Here is a 17711-nt window from a genome sequence, read left to right as displayed (position 1 = left end):
TGAAATGAAAGAAAAAACGATCATTATTGTCGGTGGCGGGCAAGCGGCGGCAATGTTTGCGGCCTCGCTACGCCAACAAGGATTCACTGGTGAGCTGCACCTGTTTTCCGATGAGCAACATCTTCCTTATGAACGACCACCGCTCTCGAAAACCATGTTACTGGAGGATTCCCCGCACTTGCAGCCCGTGTTACCCGCTATCTGGTGGCAGGAAAACAACGTTCATCTGCATTCTGGCGTAACCATCAAAACATTGGGACGCGACACACGGCAGTTAGTGTTAGCCAACGGCGAAAGCTGGCACTGGGATCAGCTTTTTATAGCAACCGGCGCGGCAGCCCGACCACTGCCGTTACTTGATGCACTGGGAGAACGCTGCTTTACCCTGCGCCATGCCGGTGATGCCGCCAGACTACGGGAAGCACTACAAGCTGAACGGTCAGTAGTGATTGTCGGTGCCGGAACTATTGGTCTGGAACTGGCTGCCAGCGCCACGCAGCGCGGTTGTAAGGTGACAGTGATTGAACTGGCAGCAACCGTCATGGGCCGCAATGCGCCGCCGCCCGTGCAACGCTATCTTTTGCAGCGCCATCAGCAGGCTGGCGTGCGCGTCTTGCTCAACAATGCCATTGAGCATGTGGTCGATGGTGAGAAAGTAGAGCTGACGTTGCAAAACGGCGAAACGCTTCAGGCCGATGTAGTGATTTACGGTATTGGTATCAGCGCCAACGACCGCCTGGCACGTGAGGCCAACCTTGATACGGTAAATGGTATTGTCATTGACGAGGCTTGCCGCACCAGCGATCCCGCGATCTTTGCCGGTGGCGATGTGGCAATCACTCGTCTTGATAATGGTCTGCTGCACCGCTGCGAAAGCTGGGAAAACGCCAATAACCAGGCGCAAATTGCCGCAGCCGCAATGCTGGGGCTACCGCTTCCGCTACTGCCGCCACCGTGGTTCTGGAGCGATCAGTACAGTGATAACTTACAGTTTATTGGCAATATGCGTGGCGATGACTGGATTTGTCGTGGCAACCCGGAAGCCCAGAAAGCGATTTGGTTTAATCTGCAAAGCGGTGTGCTTATCGGCGCGGTAACGCTGAATCAGGGACGTGAGATTCGCCCAATCCGCAAATGGATCCAGAGCGGTAAAACGTTTGATGCGAAACGGCTGACAGATGAGAACATCGCCCTTAAATCACTGTAACCAGGATAATTAGCGAATATCTCAACGCCTGGGGCGTGGCGAGGTGCAAGAGTGTGTATTACGTTTAAATCACATTATCTTGCAAAGGGATTGGTTATGAACTCACTACGTTATTTTGATTTTGGTGCTGCCCGCCCCGTTTTGTTATTAATTGCCCGTATCGCCGTCATCTTAATTTTCATTATTTTTGGTTTTCCCAAAATGATGGGCTTTGATGGAACGGTACAATATATGGCCTCGCTGGGCGCACCGATGCCGATGCTGGCGGCAGTTATTGCGGTGATTATGGAAGTACCCGCCGCGATATTAATCATACTTGGCTTTTTCACCCGTCCGCTGGCGGTGCTGTTTATTTTCTACACGCTGGGAACGGCGGTGATTGGTCATCATTACTGGGATATGACTGGCGATGCGGTTGGGCCAAATATGATTAATTTCTGGAAGAATATCAGCATTGCTGGCGCATTCCTGCTGCTGGCAATTACCGGGCCGGGGGCAATTTCTCTCGATCGGCGTTAGGAAAGATGCCGGATGCGGCGTGAACGCCTTATCCGGCCGACCGCTCCAACACCAATTGTAGGCCTGATAAGACGCGGCAAGCGTCGCATCAGGCATGGTGCGCCGAGTGCTACAAAATCGAAATTACCCTGTAGGCCTGTGCATCCGGCATTTTATAAATTACAGCCACTCTACCCGCAACGACATCTCTGAGGTTGTTGATTCCCCTGGTGCAAGCGCAATGAGGTCCCCCCCTTCCGGGCGATGATGGTCATCCGGCGCATGGCTCATCGGCTCCAGACAGAAGAAATCAAACGCATACCCTTTATCAAACGCGGGATCGGAGACAAAGATGAAATAGCACGGCGCAGGCGGCGTCGTTTCCATGATGACGGCGTAACCCTCCTGCGGCTGCTCGATGCGGGCCTGACCATTCCATCCGGCAAAACCATTGTTCACCCACTGGCGCGGCAACGGCGCGTGCTGGTTGAAATCCAGTTCCTGCGGTAGCTGCTCGCAAAACTCACCCGCCAGCCACTGCTCCCGCTCCAGCCAGTAACCGCTCGCCTGTGCCTGAATCCGCGTTTGCGGCGACAACGGAAAATAAGGATGCCAGCCGGTACCAAATGGCAGCGTCTCTGCCCCTTGATTGGTGACAGCGAGCGTCACCGTCAGCGTATCCGCCGTTAAATGAAACGCCTGACTTACCCGATAGTGATAGACACCGCTGCGATGTTCATACACCAGACACAAACTATCATCGCTGTGCGAGACACATTGCCACTCGCCCAACCAGCCATCGCCGTGTAGATAGTGCGCATCCCACTCAACATTCGGTTGCAGTTGATACTCACGCCCCTGCCAGACAAAACGGTTGCCGCTCACCCGGTTTGCAAATGGCACCAGCGGAAAACAAGAGGCATCGGTTGCCACACCGCTTTTTTTACCAGGACGTAGCAGCGGCGTCGTATCGCGCCAGAAGCCTTCGATTACGCCGCCCTGGTCAGAGACATCCAGCTTTAGCGGCCCGTGAGATAAGGTATAGATGGTCATCCGCTAACTCCTTAATCCGGGAAGTTAATCACAACTTTCCCGCATTTGCCGCTCGCCATCAGCGCATAGGCATCACCTGCCTGTTCCAGCGTGAAGCGGTGGGTAATAGCGTTACGCGGCCACAGTTTCCAGTCAGTCAAATCGTGGGCGCATTTTTCCATATGGAACAGACTGGTCACCCAGGAGCCAATAATCCGCCGTTGATGGTGCATCAGATCGGCGCTGACCTCGAATTCCACTTTTCCGGTTTCACCAATGTAAACCACCCGCCCCCAGTCAGCGGTGGATTGCAGTGCCAGCAAGCGACCTGCAGCATTACCGGAACAATCGAGCGCAACATCCGCGCCACCGTGGGTAAGTTCGGCGATTATCTGCGGCAGACCTTCGGTGGTCGCTAAATACCCGTGATCCATCACTCCTAACTGTTTTGCCATCGCCAGACGTTCCGGCAGCATATCAACGCCGATGATCCGTTTTGCACCGCGACCTTTCGCCAGCATCATCGCCATCATGCCGACCGGCCCCAGACCGACCACCAGCACGTTATCACTGCCGGAAACTTCGCCGCGCAAAATCCCTTCATAGGCCGTGCCAACGCCGCAACTGATAAACGCACCATCTTCGTAGCTCAGCGCATCCGGCAGGAGGATCAGATCTTTTTCTTCCGCCAGCAGATATTCGGCATGACCGCCGTCACGCTGCCAGCCGTAAGCCGCTTTTCCTTTGCCAGTACAAGAGATAGGAAAGCCGCGGCGGCAGTTCGGGCAAAAACCACAGCCAGAAATGTGATACACCAGCACGCGATCACCCTCTTTAAAATGGCGACAGCCTTGCCCCATCGCCACAATTTGCCCGCACGGCTCATGACCGTTGATAAAGCCCTGGTATAACGGTTTATCGGGCGCCGCCGCCGTGGCGCGGTGTTGATGGTAGATATAGTGGACATCGCTTCCGCAAATCCCGGAGGATTTCATTTTGATCAGCACCTGGTTAATCCCCGGCGTCGGCACCGCAACTTCCCGCAGATCGACGGTCGAATTTCCTGGTAAATAAGCTGCCAGCATCGTTTTCATAAATCCCTCATTAACAATACGATTAATTTTCATCCCTGCCGCACCCGCGCCAGGGGCGTTAAGGTTTAGCGTTTCGCTTTACTGCTTCGCTGGGTCAGCAAGATATTCGCCAGGACTGCCACCACGATGATGACGCCGCGTACCACCTGCTGGAAAAAAGAGTTAATCCCGAGCAATACCAGACCGTTACCGATTAGTGTAATCACCAGCACACCAAGCAATGTACCGAACAGGGAACCGCGACCGCCGGAAAGTGCCGTACCGCCGACCACGACCGCGGCGATGACGTCAAACTCCAGACCGTTTGCCGCACCTGCGTTACCAGAACCGAGGCGCGCCGCCAGCAAAATGCCAGTCACCGCCGCTAATAATCCCGAAAGGGTAAAGATAAGAATGCGCACCCGACGAACGTTGATGCCGCACAACTGCGCCGCCGTAGCATTACCGCCAACAGCAAAAACCGAGCGCCCGAAAGCGGTTTTACGACTGATGAACACAAACAGCGCAAACAACACCATCATGATCAGCGCGGATACCGGCACTCCGAGAAATTGTCCACCCAGCCAGTCCAGTACCTCGTTTTCGTCAATCGGCACTGGCAGGGCGTTAGTCATAAACAGCCCCATTCCGCGCAGGGCGCTCCACAGCCCCAGCGTGGCAACGAAACTTGGTACGTTAAACACACCGCGCAGCACTCCGGCCAGCGTTCCCATCAGCGCGCCTAACAGCAACACCAGCAGACAAGCAATCGCCAGCGGAACTTCAAATTGCAGCAAAAATGCCAGGCACACCGAGACAAAAGCCACCATCGGCCCAACGCTGACATCAATTTCCCCGGAGATAATAATCAGCGTCATCGCCCAGGCGGCGATCCCAATGGTAGCGGCATCGCGCAGCACGTTCATTTGGTTATTCAATGAGATAAAGCCAGGCGCGTTCAGGGAGAAGACCAGATACAAAATGGCAATCACCACCAGCAAACCGATCTCATTAATATGGCGACTGACAAATTGTTTGAGCGAGACGCTCTTGCCCTGCGGCAATGGTAATGACGAAGCAGACATCTTCAGGTTCCTCGGTAAAATTCATCAGTGCACAGACAGAATGGCGGACATCAGCTCATCCACATTGACTGGAGAGTGAAACTCCTGCGAGAACGTACCGTGCTGTAACAACAGAATGCGGTCGCACACCAGCGGTAACTCCTCCACTTCACTGGAGATAAACACCACGCTTTTTCCTTCGGCAGCCAGCTCGCGGACAATACGGTAAATCTGCTGTTTGGCTTCGATATCGACGCCGCGCGTTGGCTCGTCGAGCAACAAAATCTGGCTGGCGGCATAGACCCAACGACCGATCACCACTTTTTGCTGATTGCCGCCAGAAAGCGTGCCGATGGGTGTTTCGCTACTGGCAGCCTTGACCGTCATCCGCTGCATCACCTCTTCGGTCAGGCGGCGGATGGTGGACCATTGCAGTACACCGTTGGCGCTGATTTTTTGCCGATTGGTCAGCACTGTATTTTCGTCAACGCCCAGCCAGGGAATGATCCCCGCTTCTTTGCGGTTTTCTGGCGTATAGCCAATGCCGCGTTTCAGCATGTCGCCGTAATCGGGGCGCGTGATTTTCTCGCCGTTGATAACAATTTCGCCCTGTTCATACGCTTCCAGCCCAACTATCGCTTTCAGCAATTCACTGCGCCCGGCCCCCAGCAGGCCAGCAATGCCGAGCACTTCGCCACGACGCAGGGAAAAACTGATCTCTGTAAGTTTTGGTCTGTGGCGTAACGCGCGAACTTCCAGTACGGTCTGGTCCGCAATCTCCTGAGCTGCAACCGGTGCAATATCAACGTGATCGCGCCCGAGCATCAACGACACAATATGGCGAGTTGAGGTGTTTTCGAGCATCACATCGCCCGCCACCTGCCCGTCGCGCATGACGGTGGCACAGGAAGCGATACGGCGGATTTCCTCCATCCTGTGGCTGACGTAAATCACCGCCACGCCCAGTGCCGACATTTTTTTCACGGCGCTGATCACCAGTTCAACTTCCGCACTGGCAAGCGAGCTGGTGGGTTCATCAAGGATGACCACGCGCGGCTCGCCCTTCATCACCCGCGCAATTTCCACCAGTTGCTTTTGCGCCGGGCTTAGCGTTGAAACAAGTTGTTCAGGACTAACGTCAACGCCCAGCGCCTGTAAGCAACGTTGGGCATCCTGCGCCATTTGCAGGTAATCAATCATGCCGTTGCGGCGAGGCCATTGACCAAGGCAGAGGTTTTCTGCCACCGTCAGCCCTTCCACCAGACTTAATTCCTGATAAACCGCGCGTACTCCCAGTTCAGCGGCACGGCGAGTCAGCGTAGCTTCGTCTCCTTCCAGTCGCGTCTCGCCAATCCAGATATCACCGCTATCCGGACGTTCGCTACCGGTAAGCATTCGAATGAGGGTCGATTTTCCCGCACCGTTTTTGCCTAACAGCGCGCGAACTTCGCCTTTATTGAGCGTGAAGTTAACGTTATCCAGCGCAACGACGCCGGGGTAACGCTTATTTCCTGCCACCACTTTTGCTACCGGGACTGCCTCTGTTGCCGTGAACATAGGGACCTCTGCGAATCAGCTATTAGGGCAGACCATCAACGTGCGTTGCCAGCCACTGTTTACCGTCTTCAGTTTTGGTATAAAGATCGATTGGCACCTGAATCACTTTTTCACCGTCGGCTTGTTTATTGATAACCTTCAATGTTTGCGCGAAAACAGCATTGCCCATTTTCTTACCGGAAATATCCACTACCGCTTTCAGCACCTGGTTGTTTTCCAGCTCCTGAGCAATTTCAGTGGTCATGTCCGAACCGAAAACGGCAATTTTTCCGGCCTGATTTTGATTGCGCACCGCTTTTACCGCACCGAGTGTCGCTCCGCCCGATTCCCCCATAACGGCGTTGAGATCTGGCGTGGAGATAATCAGTTTTTCACCGACAGAAATCGCTTTATCTAAAACAGTCCCTTCCTGATTAGCGACAATTTGCGCGCCGGGAACGCGGGCTTTTAATACTTCTTCAAACCCTTTACGTCGTTGCACACAAACTTCAAAGGCTTCGCAATTGATGACGGCAATTTTCGGCTGGTCAATTTTGTTGGCAATAAAATAATCGGCGGCAGCGTTACCCAGCTTTTTACCAAATTCCAGCGGGTCACCCACCAGATATGCCGAGACATATTTATCGACACCCTTTTGATTAATACAGGTGTTGTAGCAAATCACCGGAATACCCGCTTCACTGGCGCGACGAACGGTACGGCTACTGCCATTTTCAGACACTGCCGATAAAATAATGGCATCGACATTACGCGCCACGAGGGTATCTACAAAAGTACTTTCTTTCGAAATATCGCCCTGGGCGTTAGTTTCAATTAACTGTACCTGTACTGAAGAATCTTTTGCCGCATCCTGAACGCCCTGACGCACTCCAGCGTAATATCCCTGGGTATCAAGGTATATTGCACCAATGGTCATTTCTTTATCCGCAGCGTTGGCAAATAGTGCGCTACCTAATAGCGTAGCCATTAATAATAGATTACGGGTTGTTCTCATTTTTTTAGGCATAGTGCCTCCTGTAGGGTTTTTATTTACAACGGCTTATTTTAATTATTTGAGCGTGAGCGGCAGCGCGTGCCGCTCAAATATTACAGTTAATAGGGTTTAGTGAACGCGGTTAAAAATAAAAGGCATCACGGTGGTGAATAATGCCGCTTTCGGCCAAGCCGGATTAATCGCCGTCAATTCAGCGCGAGCAGATTCATAGTGCGCAATCTCCCCTAGTCCCGCGGCCGCCAGCATCGCCACCATCAGGCATTTTTCTTTATGCTGCTGTTGTAAATCGCCATACAGCGACAACAAGTCAGGTTGCGAGACGGCAAAGAAATCCGCTTCGATACTGGTTTTCGCCATCTCTTGCGCCCACTGTTTCATTTCACTAAACAGTTGCTGTGCGGTGTGTTGTTCGCCCAGCAGTCGCAGCGCCATTCCTTGCCAGAAGAGATAATCAACCGGCTGATCGTTGTAATAACTGTGGATGTTAATGGTGCGATCGCCAGTCGCCGCCAGACGTAAACAACGCGTCGCTTCAGTTTCATCGCCCAGGGCTTTGGCGCATATCGCCTGCCAGAACCAGATGTCGTTGTCAGTTTGCCCCGGTAAACGGCCTTCGCTTAAATTCTCCGGATAATGCAACGCGGCATGAAGCAGTTCGCTGGCCTGCTGCGGCTGTCTGGCATCAAGATGCTGCCAGGCGCGTAACAATTGGTTAAGGATAAACTGACTGGTGACCTTCCCTTCCCCACCTTCCCACGGGTGGAATTTGCGCGTGGCGAGAATGTCCGCCGCTTTGTCGGCCTGACCAGTGAGATGCCACAAATTGAGCAGTTCTGCGGTCATGTCGTCGCGTTTCAGCGCAATTTCCAGATTATTTTCCAGACGCGCCAGTCGTTTCTCCGGTGTGGCTCCGCTTAACTTATCCAGCAAATCCCGTTCGAAAAGCAGACGTGCATCCTGCGGCGCAAGCTGATAAGCATTATCAAGATAGCGCGCGGCCAGCTCATAATCGTGTTGCTTATTCCACGCATGGATCGCCAACCCGCGCCAGCCGTCGGCAAACTCCGGTGACATCTCTACGCAACGCAGCCATAAAGTAATGGCTTTGTTGTAGCTACGCTTGTTGTAATAGAAGCAGGCCAGTAAATGACGGGCAAACCAGCACTCTTCAATACTCTCCAGCGCCGCCACTTCTTCCAGCGTATTCGGGAAACGGACAAACTGCGGGAAGACATCAATAGCTTTTGCGACCAGTTCGCCGCGTTCGGCTTTCGGCAATAAACTCGCCTGCAGATAAAGCGGCAGCGTGCGCTGACAGTCCAGTGCGTTCAGCATCTCTGCCGCCAGGGCGGGCATTCCCCAGTTAATCAGTCGCCCGGCGGTCATCAGGGCGTTAACGTCGCGTCCCTGACACAGACCGCGCCACTGCGCGAGGGCTGATTCGCTACGACCATCGAACCAGTTCAGCCACCACAGAGTGGCGTTCAGCGGATAATCACGCAGCAGTTTCTCGCGCTGCAAACGCGCGTTGTCCTGACGACCACTTAACACCAGCAGCAGGTTATGCAGGCAAAGCACTTCCTGGTTGGTTGGGCTGGCACGAAGACTTTGTTGGCAAAAATCCAGACCCGCGTCGAAGTTACCATTGCGCGCCGCCAGCCGTGCCAGACCATAATAGCCGCCCGCTTTACTATTGCCGCTCCAGACCGCACGCCAGAAATCCTCTTCGGCCTGTTGATATTGTCCCTGACGTTCGTAAGCACTGGCGCGAATCAAACTTGCCTGTCCACACTGCGGGTTTTTGTTCAGCGCATGTGCGCGTTTCAGCGCCTGACTGGCATACGCCACCGCTTGCGGGAAATCTGCGCGGTTATATTCCAGCATCGCCAGCGCCAGGTTACAGCGATAATCCAGCGGGTCCAGCGCCACGCCGCGCAGGTAGTAATCGAACGGTGAACGACTGGCGTGATGATATTGCTCCAGATGCTGACCGATAAACCAGGCTTCATCTGTACTGGCAATGTCTTGTGCAGCCAGTGGCGCTTTGGCAACGTCCGGCAACGGCAACTCTTGCGGCTGATGTTCCTGATAACTCAGTACAATATTGCCGTCAGCATCGGAAAGTTCGATGGTCAGTCTGTCAGGATTGATACCGTGCAACACGCCCTGGATGGCGGTCGCTGGCATCAGGGTCACGGCATCATCGAGTAACGCGTTGCATTTGCCGATTTCGCGGATCGCCAGACGGTATCCTTTCAACGGGGAGATGGCATACAGCCCCCACTCAATCCCCCGCTCGCTACGCTGGAGTTTTATCACCGCATCGCGGGAGGCATTTTGCACCATGCCCAGAGAATGATAAGGCAGGAAATACTGCTCAAAACGCTTCTCTTCGTAAGCATCAAGCCAGGTAAAATCGGGCTGGTTATCGGCAAAAATACCGGTCATCAGTTCGATATACGGGCCGTTATTGTCGGTCAGACTCTTATCCCACGCCTGGCCAAATTCACTGTGTCCCCAACTCCACTGTTTTTTACCTGGTGCAATATGGTGGTTGGCAACGTGCAGCAAACCGCCATCTTCATCGTGACACCACGCGCCGACAAAATCATACTGCGATTTTTCGGCCATATATGAGGTTGGAACAGGCACATTTTTATAGCGAGAAATGTCCACTCCAGCGGAGTAGTCCACTTTGTAGTAAGTGCCGGTGGCGATGGGGAAAGCGGAGACGGCCCGTTTGCCGTGATCAAACACCGCAGTCACATCCGGCGGGAAGACGCTCTGATGCCCTTCACCCCCTTTCACTGCCGGGTTGGCCCACCACAAGAAATGACGCGGCGTGGCGTTGCCGTTATAGACGCGGCTGGCGATCTCCAGCGCCGCCCGGTCAGGGCGCAGGGTGAAACCTGTCATCACCTGTAAACCATGCATCGGCTCCGTTTCGCCGACCCACACCGTCTGTGCGCCGTCGTCATGGGCTTCGAGGGTGAAATCAACGGGCATAAAGGTGGTCGGGCGATGGTGTTGTGGCCAGTTAAACTCAATCCCGCCCGAAATCCACGGCCCCAGCAGCCCCACCAGCGCCGGTTTAATGACTTCATTGTGATAGACAAAATCGCGCTGTTTCACTTTATCCCATGCGCGATGCACGCGACCGCCCAGCTCCGGCAGGATCATCACTTTGATGTAGTCGTTTTCCAGCCACACCGCCTGCCAGGATTTCAGGGTTTTCTGCTCGCTCAGCGTATCGGTCACGCCATAGGGATAAACCGCGCCGGACGATCCCTGATAAACGCGATTTTCCAGGAACATGGGATGTATATCCTGCGGACCGGTTTCATAGGTCGGGATCTCAACGCGCTCTTGCCACACTTTTACTGGAGTCATGGTGCCCTCAATATTAACAAGACATACTGAATTAAAAGATTTGTGGCAGTGTATTGAACAATCTGGCAATGTTTTCGCGGAATAATCACGCAATTAACTAAACAAGGTTTAGTGAAGATGAGAGCCTGCATTAACAATCAACAGATCCGCCACCATAACAAATGCGTGATTCTGGAACTGCTGTACCGGCAAAAGCGCGCCAACAAGTCGACGCTGGCCCGGCTGGCGCAAATTTCAATTCCGGCGGTCAGTAATATTTTGCAGGAACTGGAAAACGAAAAGCGGGTGGTGAATATCGACGATGAAAGCCAGACGCGTGGGCATAGCAGCGGCACATGGCTGATTGCGCCGGAAGGTGACTGGACGCTATGCCTGAACGTGACGCCCACCAGCATTGAGTGCCAGGTCGCTAACGCTTGTTTAAGTCCGAAAGGCGAATTTGAATATTTTCAGATTGATGCACCGACACCGCAGGCACTGCTGTCCGAAATCGAAAAATGCTGGCATCGTCATCGCAAACTGTGGCCGGACCGTACCATCAACCTGGCGCTGGCAATTCACGGGCAGGTTGATCCGGTGACCGGCGTATCGCAAACCATGCCGCAAGCGCCGTGGACAACGCCAGTTGAGGTGAAGTATCTGCTGGAAGAGAAGCTGGGCATTCGGGTGATGGTCGATAATGACTGTGTGATGCTGGCACTGGCAGAGAAATGGCAAAATAATTCGCAGGGACGTGATTTCTGCGTGATCAACGTTGATTACGGCATTGGCTCGTCGTTTGTGATTAACGAACAAATTTATCGCGGCAGTTTGTATGGCAGCGGGCAGATTGGTCACACCATTGTGAATCCCGATGGCGTTGCCTGCGACTGTGGACGTTATGGCTGCCTGGAAACCGTCGCCTCGTTAAGCGCATTAAAAAAACAGGCGCGAGTATGGCTAAAATCACAACCTGGCAATACTCAACTTGATCCAGAAAAACTGACTACCGCGCAATTAATCGCTGCCTGGCAGAGTGGAGAGCCGTGGGTCACCAGCTGGGTTGACCGCAGTGCCAATGCCATTGGTTTGAGTCTGTATAACTTCCTCAACATCCTCAATATTAATCAGATTTGGTTGTATGGTCGCAGTTGTGCCTTTGGTGAACACTGGCTTAATACCATTATTCGCCAGACAGGATTTAACCCGTTCGACCGCGACGAAGGACCGAGCGTGAAAGCGACGCAAATTGGCTTCGGGCAATTAAGCCGCGCACAACAGGTGCTGGGAATTGGCTATTTGTATGTTGAGGCACAGTTACGACAGATTTGACGGCGCGATAACGTAACAAGGCTTCCCGAAGGAAGCCTTGATGATCACAAACGTAAGATTGCCTGATGCGCTACGCTTATCAGGCCTACACGAAGATTGCAATATATTGAATTTGCAAGAATTTGTAGGCCGGACAAGGCGTTCACGCCGCATCCGGCATGAACAACGAGCACATTGTCAGCAAATCACCGTTTCGCTTACGCGTAAACCGGGTAACGTGCGCAGATGTCGAGAACTTTACCTTTGATGCGCTCGATAACCGCTTCATCATTGATGCTGTCCAGCACGTCACACATCCAGCCAGCCAGTTCTTTCGCTTCTGCTTCTTTGAAGCCGCGACGCGTAATCGCCGGAGTACCTACACGAATACCGGAAGTTACAAACGGGCTCTTCGGATCGTTTGGTACGCTGTTTTTGTTCACGGTGATGTTGGCACGGCCCAGAGCGGCGTCTGCTTCTTTACCGGTCAGGTTTTTATCAACCAGATCAACCAGGAACAGGTGGTTATCAGTACCGCCGGAAACCACTTTGTAGCCGCGTTCCAGGAACACTTCTACCATCGCTTTAGCGTTTTTCGCGACCTGCTGCTGGTAAGTTTTGAACTCAGGCTCCATCGCTTCTTTCAGCGCTACTGCTTTACCCGCAATAACGTGCATCAGCGGACCGCCCTGACCACCAGGGAAAACGGCAGAGTTCAGTTTTTTGTACAGTTCTTCGCTACCGCCTTTTGCCAGGATCAGGCCGCCGCGCGGACCCGCCAGGGTTTTGTGAGTGGTAGTAGTCACTACGTGAGCATGAGGAACCGGGTTTGGATAGACGCCAGCGGCAACCAGGCCCGCAACGTGCGCCATATCAACGAACAGGTAAGCACCGATGCTGTCAGCGATTTCACGCATTTTCGCCCAGTCAACCACGCCGGAATATGCAGAGAAACCACCGATGATCATTTTCGGCTTGTGTTCTTTGGCTTGTTTTTCCAGATCTGCGTAGTCGATGTGGCCAGTTGAATCGATACCGTAAGGAACGATGTTGTACAGTTTACCGGAGAAGTTAACCGGAGAACCGTGAGTCAGGTGACCGCCATGCGCCAGGTTCATACCCAGAACGGTATCACCTGGTTCCAGCAGCGCGGTGTAGACCGCAAAGTTAGCCTGGGAGCCGGAGTGCGGCTGGACGTTAGCGTAGTCAGCGCCGAACAGCTCTTTCGCACGATCGATCGCCAGTTGTTCAACAATATCAACATACTCGCAACCGCCGTAGTAGCGCTTGCCCGGATAACCTTCAGCATATTTGTTGGTCAGCTGAGAACCCTGCGCCTGCATTACGCGCGGGCTGGTGTAGTTTTCGGAGGCGATCAGTTCGATGTGCTCTTCCTGACGTACTTTTTCCTGCTCCATAGCCTGCCACAGTTCGGCATCATAATCGGCAATGTTCATTTCACGCTTTAACATCCGCATCTCCTGACTCAGCTAACAATAAAATTTTTTCGCCTAATTTTGGCGGTCCTGATGGACAACGGCGAACAGTATAACCGAATCATTGTGCGATAACAGGTCTTGACAAAGGAATTTACGCAAACGATTACCTTCAAGCTGTGCAAGGCTTTGGAGAATAAAGGGCCTGCAACCGGAAACGGATTTCTTTTCAGGTTTGTGATGCAAATTTTTCACTTCATCACATTCTTGATGAAAAACACCAAAAGAACCATTTACAGTGCAGGGCTATTTTTTATAAGATGCATTTGAAATACATCAATTAAGATGCAAAAAAAGGAAGACCATATGCTTGACGCTCAAACCATCGCTACAGTAAAAGCCACCATCCCTTTACTGGTAGAAACAGGGCCAAAGTTAACCGCCCATTTCTACGACCGTATGTTTACTCATAACCCAGAACTCAAAGAAATTTTTAACATGAGTAACCAGCGTAATGGCGATCAACGTGAAGCCCTGTTTAACGCTATTGCCGCCTACGCCAGTAATATTGAAAACCTGCCTGCGCTGCTGCCAGCGGTAGAAAAAATCGCGCAGAAGCACACCAGTTTCCAGATCAAACCGGAACAGTACAACATCGTCGGCGAACACCTGTTGGCGACGCTGGACGAAATGTTCAGCCCAGGCCAGGAAGTGCTGGACGCGTGGGGTAAAGCCTATGGCGTACTGGCTAATGTATTTATCAATCGCGAGGCGGAAATCTATAACGAAAACGCCAGCAAAGCCGGTGGCTGGGAAGGTACTCGCGATTTCCGCATTGTGGCTAAAACGCCGCGCAGCGCGCTTATCACCAGCTTCGAACTGGAACCGGTCGACGGTGGCGCAGTGGCAGAATACCGTCCAGGACAGTATCTCGGCGTCTGGCTGAAACCAGAAGGTTTCCCGCATCAGGAAATTCGTCAGTACTCTTTGACTCGTAAACCTGATGGCAAAGGCTATCGTATTGCGGTGAAACGCGAAGATGGCGGGCAGGTATCCAACTGGCTGCACAATCACGCCAACGTTGGCGATGTCGTGAAGCTGGTAGCTCCGGCGGGTGATTTCTTTATGGATGTGACAGATGACACGCCGGTAACACTGATCTCTGCGGGTGTAGGGCAAACGCCAATGCTGGCTATGCTCGATACGCTGGCAAAAGCAGGCCATAACGCCCAGGTAAACTGGTTCCACGCGGCAGAAAATGGCGATGTTCACGCCTTTGCTGATGAAGTTAAGGAACTGGGGCAAGCACTACCGCGCTTTACCGCGCATACCTGGTATCGCCAGCCGAGCGAAGCCGATCGCGCTAAAGGTCAGTTTGATAGCGAAGGCCTGATGGATTTGAGCAAACTGGAAGGTGCGTTCAGCGATCCGGCCATGCAGTTCTATCTCTGCGGTCCGGTTGGCTTCATGCAGTTTGCCGCGAAACAGTTAGTGGACCTGGGTGTGAAGCAGGAAAACATTCATTACGAATGCTTTGGCCCGCATAAAGTGCTGTGATTTGATGTTGCCGGATGGAAACATCCGGCAACCATGACGCGGTTTAAATCGCTGCGTCGTCCTCTTCGCCGGTACGAATACGAATGACCCGTGCCACGTCGAAGACGAAAATTTTACCATCACCAATTTTGCCGGTTTGCGCCGTACGAATAATCGTGTCTACGCAGATATCGACAATGTCGTCCGGCACGACGATCTCAATTTTCACCTTCGGCAGAAAATCCACCATATATTCCGCACCGCGATACAGCTCAGTGTGGCCTTTCTGGCGCCCAAAGCCTTTCACTTCGGTCACGGTCATGCCGGTAATACCGACTTCGGCCAGTGCTTCACGGACATCGTCCAGCTTGAAGGGTTTAATAATCGCATCAATCTTTTTCATGCTATTCCTTGAAAAGGTCGCCTGTCTTTTGATCTGCTAAACGTAACACATTACACCGATTCATTCCTTGAAATCGTTTGCATCCAGCTCGTGTCGGGAAAGCAGTTTATAAAATTCTGTCCGGTTGCGCCCCGCCATTCTCGCCGCGTGGGTGACGTTGCCTTTGGTGATTTGCAGCAACTTGCGCAAGTAATTGAGTTCAAACTGGTTACGTGCCTCAACAAAGGTGGGCAGCGCCGTGTTTTCGCCCTCCAGCGCCTGCTCTACTAATGCATCGCTAATCACCGGAGATGAGGTCAGCGCCACGCACTGTTCAATCACGTTGACCAACTGGCGCACATTTCCCGGCCAGCTGGCAGTCATCAGGCGTTTCATCGCATCGGTGGAGAACGCGCGGACAAACGGTTTATGTCGCTCTGCCGCCTGGCGCAATAAGTGGTTTGCCAGTAGCGGAATGTCTTCCGTGCGCTCCGCCAGTGCCGGAATTTTAAGGCTGACGACATTGAGGCGGTAATAGAGATCTTCGCGGAATTCCCCGCGCGCCATCGCTTTTGGTAAGTCGCGGTGGGTCGCAGAAATAATCCGCACGTCGATATCAATATCGCGGTTACTGCCCAGCGGACGGACTTTTCGCTCCTGCAATACGCGCAGCAATTTGACCTGCAACGGTGCGGGCATATCGCCAATCTCATCGAGAAACAGCGTACCGCCTTCCGCCGCCTGGAATAAACCTTCGCGATTGCTGACGGCACCAGTAAACGCGCCGCGTGCATGACCAAACAGCTCCGACTCCAGCAACTGCTCGGGCAATGCGCCACAGTTAATGGCAATAAACGGCTTGCTGTTACGCGGGCTGGCGTTGTGGATAGCCTGGGCAAAAATCTCTTTCCCGGTGCCGCTCTGACCGTTAATCAAAACGCTAACGTCTGATTGCGCCACCAGCCGGGCCTGTTCCAGCAAGCGCAGCATCAGCGGGCTGCGAGTGACAATCGCCTCGCGCCAACGTTCGTCGGTGGCTGGCGCGGATTGTTCCAGCGCATCGTCAATTGCCTGATATAGCGCGTCTTTATCAACGGGCTTGGTGAGGAAACTAAACACGCCCTGCTGTGTCGCGGCAACGGCATCGGGAATAGAACCATGCGCGGTAAGGATGATTACCGGCATACCTGGCTGCACTTTCTGGATTTCAGCAAACAGTTGCATACCATCCATTTCATCCATCCGCAGGTCGCTAATGACTAAATCCACTTTTTCACGATTCAGTATCCGCAGCCCCTCGGCACCACTTTCTGCCGTGACCACGCTGTAGCCTTCGCTGGTCAGGCGCAGGCCAAGTAATTTCAGTAATCCCGGATCGTCATCGACCAATAATAAATGCGCAGGTTTATGGCTCATCAGGGGTGACCTCATTGGTGGATGGCGCGTTTTTTTCACTCTCGTGCGGCGTGTCCGGTGGGAAATTTCCGGCCGGTTTGCGAGTCGAGAGTTGACGTTCAATATCCGTCAGGTTCTCCAGCTTGCGGGTGGTTAGTTCCAGTTGTTGCTGTAGAACGTGTTGCTGCTGGCGCAGGGCGTCCAGTTCGCTGTCGCTGGATTGCTGGAGTTTACTGTAACGTAGGCGCTCTTCCGCCAGTTGCAGTTGCAACGCCTGTCCGTCGCGCCAGAGTTGATACAACGGGCGAACCTGCGCCGGGATCTCAGTACTTAACGCATCAATGCGCGCGACCAGTTGGCGGCGCTCAAAAGGCGTGATTTTGGCATCGGCAAGCAAAATCCCCTGCTTAAAGGTATTTTGCCAGCTGCCATCACCATACTTGCGCGCTTCCTGACGCGACTGCGCTGGCATTAAGCGGTTGGCGCAATCCATCGCCCGTAGCCAGTAAAGCGGGTTAGTTTCAGTTGATTTACCTTGCAGCGCCCAGATGTCGCTACATTCAGTAGGAAGATAATCAGCCAGTTGATAAACCGGGATTTTTTCTTCTACTGGCGCATTAATGGCTGGCTTATTGTGATTCTGCACGCAGCCCAGCAGCGCCAGACAAGGCACCCACGCCAGCCACAGCCGTCGGGATAAAAATCGTTGAAAAATGTGTCGCATATTCACCAGACTCAGAGCCTATCCCAGTGGGCGTAATTGTTGCAGGCAGTTTGGACACGGACAGCGCGGAGAAACCGGAGCGTACACGTAGTACGTGAGGATTTCGAGCACTGCCCGGGGCCGAACTGGCAAA

Annotated in this window: 14 protein-coding genes; 4 read left to right on the top strand and 10 right to left on the bottom strand. The window is 53.2% G+C overall.

The features are described 5' to 3' along the window. Positions 1 to 4: 4 nt before the first annotated feature. Positions 5 to 1207, top strand: coding sequence for a phenylpropionate dioxygenase ferredoxin reductase subunit (gene hcaD / locus D9741_RS13855; RefSeq protein WP_130214643.1), 1203 nt, complete (start codon positions 5 to 7; stop codon positions 1205 to 1207). A 96-nt stretch (positions 1208 to 1303) separates the two neighbouring features. Next, positions 1304 to 1726 carry a DoxX family protein gene (locus D9741_RS13850; protein ID WP_001087245.1) on the top strand — a complete coding sequence of 141 codons (423 nt, stop codon included), beginning with the start codon at positions 1304 to 1306 and terminating at the stop codon, positions 1724 to 1726. A 159-nt stretch (positions 1727 to 1885) separates the two neighbouring features. On the opposite strand, the gene D9741_RS13845 is transcribed toward D9741_RS13850, so the two are convergent. The 6 genes from D9741_RS13845 to D9741_RS13820 form a co-directional block, all read right to left on the bottom strand. Continuing rightward, a complete protein-coding gene (locus D9741_RS13845) occupies positions 1886 to 2758 on the bottom strand; it encodes an aldose 1-epimerase (protein WP_130214645.1) in 873 nt (290 codons plus the stop codon). 11 nt (positions 2759 to 2769) lie between these two features. After that, positions 2770 to 3864 (bottom strand): zinc-binding dehydrogenase, encoded by a 1095-nt coding sequence (locus tag D9741_RS13840; protein ID WP_000700812.1) that lies wholly within the window; start codon positions 3862 to 3864, stop codon positions 2770 to 2772. 32 nt (positions 3865 to 3896) lie between these two features. Beyond that, positions 3897 to 4895, bottom strand: a complete 999-nt coding sequence (locus D9741_RS13835; protein ID WP_001276664.1) for an ABC transporter permease — start codon at positions 4893 to 4895, stop codon at positions 3897 to 3899. A 24-nt stretch (positions 4896 to 4919) separates the two neighbouring features. Then, entirely contained in the window at positions 4920 to 6431 is a 1512-nt protein-coding gene (locus tag D9741_RS13830) for a sugar ABC transporter ATP-binding protein (protein ID WP_130214647.1), read from the bottom strand. Positions 6432 to 6453: 22 nt separating this feature from the next. Next, on the bottom strand, positions 6454 to 7437 hold the full coding sequence (locus D9741_RS13825; RefSeq protein ID WP_130214649.1) for a substrate-binding domain-containing protein: 984 nt from the start codon (positions 7435 to 7437) through the stop codon (positions 6454 to 6456). Between the two features lie 96 nt (positions 7438 to 7533). Then, positions 7534 to 10815: a DUF5107 domain-containing protein gene (locus D9741_RS13820; RefSeq protein WP_130214651.1), complete on the bottom strand. Its 3282-nt coding sequence runs from the start codon at positions 10813 to 10815 to the stop codon at positions 7534 to 7536. 117 nt (positions 10816 to 10932) lie between these two features. Between D9741_RS13820 and D9741_RS13815 the strand changes: the two genes are divergently transcribed. Beyond that, positions 10933 to 12126, top strand: a complete 1194-nt coding sequence (locus tag D9741_RS13815) for an ROK family protein (protein ID WP_130214653.1) — start codon at positions 10933 to 10935, stop codon at positions 12124 to 12126. Between the two features lie 197 nt (positions 12127 to 12323). Here D9741_RS13815 and glyA read toward each other — a convergent pair whose 3' ends face one another. Then, complete coding sequence (gene glyA / locus D9741_RS13810) at positions 12324 to 13577, bottom strand: serine hydroxymethyltransferase (protein WP_130214655.1); 1254 nt, start codon at positions 13575 to 13577, stop codon at positions 12324 to 12326. Between the two features lie 330 nt (positions 13578 to 13907). On the opposite strand from glyA, the gene hmpA reads away from it, so the two are divergent. Continuing rightward, on the top strand, positions 13908 to 15098 hold the full coding sequence (gene hmpA / locus D9741_RS13805) for an NO-inducible flavohemoprotein (protein ID WP_130214657.1): 1191 nt from the start codon (positions 13908 to 13910) through the stop codon (positions 15096 to 15098). Positions 15099 to 15141: 43 nt separating this feature from the next. On the opposite strand, the gene glnB is transcribed toward hmpA, so the two are convergent. From glnB to qseG, 3 genes are read right to left on the bottom strand one after another with little or no spacing between them, the layout of a single operon-like run. Beyond that, positions 15142 to 15480, bottom strand: a complete 339-nt coding sequence (gene glnB, locus D9741_RS13800) for a nitrogen regulatory protein P-II (protein WP_000717691.1) — start codon at positions 15478 to 15480, stop codon at positions 15142 to 15144. 60 nt (positions 15481 to 15540) lie between these two features. After that, on the bottom strand, positions 15541 to 16875 hold the full coding sequence (gene glrR / locus D9741_RS13795) for a two-component system response regulator GlrR (RefSeq protein WP_064526171.1): 1335 nt from the start codon (positions 16873 to 16875) through the stop codon (positions 15541 to 15543). Continuing rightward, positions 16865 to 17578: a two-component system QseEF-associated lipoprotein QseG gene (gene qseG, locus D9741_RS13790; RefSeq protein WP_130214659.1), complete on the bottom strand. Its 714-nt coding sequence runs from the start codon at positions 17576 to 17578 to the stop codon at positions 16865 to 16867. The genes glrR and qseG overlap by 11 nt, the downstream gene beginning before the upstream one ends. Positions 17579 to 17711: the final 133 nt, after the last annotated feature.

This window comes from Escherichia sp. E14V7, assembly GCF_004212225.1.
Taxonomy (GTDB): domain Bacteria; phylum Pseudomonadota; class Gammaproteobacteria; order Enterobacterales; family Enterobacteriaceae; genus Escherichia.
The sequence above is the reverse complement of the archived record's forward strand: the minus strand, read 5'-3'. Positions and strand labels throughout refer to the sequence as shown.

Bases quoted from the DNA above. Each gene is read 5' to 3' on its own strand.
- hcaD (WP_130214643.1), top strand. From the start codon at position 5: ATGAAAGAAAAAACGATCATTATTGTCGGTGGCGGGCAAGCGGCGGCA.
- D9741_RS13850 (WP_001087245.1), top strand. From the start codon at position 1,304: ATGAACTCACTACGTTATTTTGATTTTGGTGCTGCCCGCCCCGTTTTG.
- D9741_RS13845 (WP_130214645.1), bottom strand. From the start codon at position 2,758: ATGACCATCTATACCTTATCTCACGGGCCGCTAAAGCTGGATGTCTCT.
- D9741_RS13840 (WP_000700812.1), bottom strand. From the start codon at position 3,864: ATGAAAATTAATCGTATTGTTAATGAGGGATTTATGAAAACGATGCTG.
- D9741_RS13835 (WP_001276664.1), bottom strand. From the start codon at position 4,895: ATGTCTGCTTCGTCATTACCATTGCCGCAGGGCAAGAGCGTCTCGCTC.
- D9741_RS13830 (WP_130214647.1), bottom strand. From the start codon at position 6,431: ATGTTCACGGCAACAGAGGCAGTCCCGGTAGCAAAAGTGGTGGCAGGA.
- D9741_RS13825 (WP_130214649.1), bottom strand. From the start codon at position 7,437: ATGCCTAAAAAAATGAGAACAACCCGTAATCTATTATTAATGGCTACG.
- D9741_RS13820 (WP_130214651.1), bottom strand. From the start codon at position 10,815: ATGACTCCAGTAAAAGTGTGGCAAGAGCGCGTTGAGATCCCGACCTAT.
- D9741_RS13815 (WP_130214653.1), top strand. From the start codon at position 10,933: ATGAGAGCCTGCATTAACAATCAACAGATCCGCCACCATAACAAATGC.
- glyA (WP_130214655.1), bottom strand. From the start codon at position 13,577: ATGTTAAAGCGTGAAATGAACATTGCCGATTATGATGCCGAACTGTGG.
- hmpA (WP_130214657.1), top strand. From the start codon at position 13,908: ATGCTTGACGCTCAAACCATCGCTACAGTAAAAGCCACCATCCCTTTA.
- glnB (WP_000717691.1), bottom strand. From the start codon at position 15,480: ATGAAAAAGATTGATGCGATTATTAAACCCTTCAAGCTGGACGATGTC.
- glrR (WP_064526171.1), bottom strand. From the start codon at position 16,875: ATGAGCCATAAACCTGCGCATTTATTATTGGTCGATGACGATCCGGGA.
- qseG (WP_130214659.1), bottom strand. From the start codon at position 17,578: ATGCGACACATTTTTCAACGATTTTTATCCCGACGGCTGTGGCTGGCG.